This window comes from Neobacillus drentensis (assembly GCF_036965645.1).
GTDB classification, from domain to species: domain Bacteria; phylum Bacillota; class Bacilli; order Bacillales; family Cytobacillaceae; genus Neobacillus; species Neobacillus drentensis_D.
On sequence record NZ_JBALPZ010000217.1, the window covers coordinates 1 to 1,757 of the forward strand.

At 45.8% G+C, this 1,757-nt stretch carries 1 protein-coding gene; it reads right to left on the reverse strand.

Annotated features, from left to right (window positions below; translation table 11 throughout):
* Positions 1 to 785 precede the first annotated feature (785 nt).
* Positions 786 to 1,607, reverse strand: coding sequence for an STAS domain-containing protein (locus V7266_RS28665; RefSeq protein WP_335472615.1), 822 nt, complete (start codon positions 1,605 to 1,607; stop codon positions 786 to 788).
* Between the last annotated feature and the right edge of the window lie 150 nt (positions 1,608 to 1,757).

Here is a 1,757-nt window from a genome sequence, read left to right on the forward strand (position 1 = left end):
GTTTTCTACCCGACGGCGGACCGAAAGCCAAATGGTTGAATGGCTTGAGCTCCATAATGTTAGTAAAATCGAGAGGGCTGATGTTTTACCTGCAACAGAAAGCTACATTTTATCCATCGTTTAAGGCAAGATGGATAAAACCTCTCTGGAGTCAGAGACCTTGGCACGTTACACATTGATATGATACGGCAACTCGGGAGACCCTATTGGTCTTTTCTTAATGAAAGAGTATGGTGTACAAGCGATAACAAGCAAGGAAGCCAAATGCCGAATAGGGAGTCGGATAGCAGCGTAGTACCAATGAAGTTGGGTAATGCCGATGGAGGAAAGGTACCAGTTATCAACCTTAATACGGACACATTTACTACACTCTGAGGTAGGAATAATGATGGCAACAAAACTATTAAGGATAGCAGAAATGTGAATGGTAACTAGGAGGAGCCGTGTGCATTAATAGTGCAAGCACGGTTCTGTGAGGGGGTGGAGTGCAATCTACCGAAAGGTAGAAAGTCTCCATTCTACTCGACTAATTTAAGTACTCTTATTCACAAAGTAACTGAAAAAGTCAATTTCCCAAGTGAGAAAATTGGCTTTTCGGGGCGGAAGCATTATCCCGAATGAATAACGGGAATCCCTATTGAACACTCTAATGGCAGTGGCTTTGGAAGGACCTTCCTTATGGAGGGTCCTTCATATCATCGAAGAACAGCGTTATACCCCTTTTTAGATTCCATTCCCAGTTCGTATACGTCATGCAAAACCACGTCTTGAAGGGGGGGGGATGATTAACGGGAACGGGAATTAATCCATTCCAATGCCTGTTTCACATGGGCGAAGGTTTTAATGTCCGACATGTTGATCCCGCTTTTGATCACCGTCATGGCTAATTCGGGACGCATGCCGCTCACCACCACCTCTACACCCATCAGAATAAGAGCACTCCCCATGGACCTCAAGGAATGGGCGATAACTTCATCCAGGTCCAGAATACCGGAATAGTCAGCGATGAGATATCTCAATCGGTGCTCGGCGATCTTCGGGACCACATCCTCCGCGATATGTGTGACACGGTAAGAATCCATGATCCCGATCAACGGCATAACCGCCACCCCATCTTGAATCAGCACAAGGGGTGCCGAAAGTTCTGCCAACTCTCTTTCTGTATTTTCCCTGTATTGTTCCGCAATCTGCTCAAAAGCGAGGACCGTTTCATTCAGGCTGACATCGAGTAGGGAGTTGAACCGGTTGATGATGGTTGAATGCTCCTTCAGGGAGAGCCCGAGATTGCTGCCGATGTTCGTCATCAGATTGATGAATACTTCCCTGGTGGGCGGATACCGTAAGGCTATCTCGGACAATCTTCCTTCGGAAACGGCTAGCCGCTGCGCGTTTTGTTTGCTCCAGGACAAAAGGTGCTCCGATACCCCGGCGGATTCATCTGATTCCCCTAAAAATTTGAATAGGTCGGTGTACATAAGGATGGCTTGCCGTTTTTCCTCTTCGGAAATCCTCAGCCCTGTACGTTGAAGAACGCCTTCGACCATCTGGTTCGCGAGCGTGGAGGTATGGGTGGTAAAATAGACAGACACAGGATTTTGATTATTCATGTATATACACCTTTCCCTTTTGTTTACCTTTCAAATTCATTATACTTCAAAGTCGGCGCATTTTCAGGTCGTGCGAAAAAAGGGGCTTAAACAAACGGGGTGTATATATTTATCAATTGTTTTAGGATATTTTTCATTAGGTTGTTTATG

Coding starts and splice junctions, on each gene's coding strand:
- V7266_RS28665 (WP_335472615.1), bottom strand. CDS start 1,607: ATGAATAATCAAAATCCTGTGTCTGTCTATTTTACCACCCATACCTCC.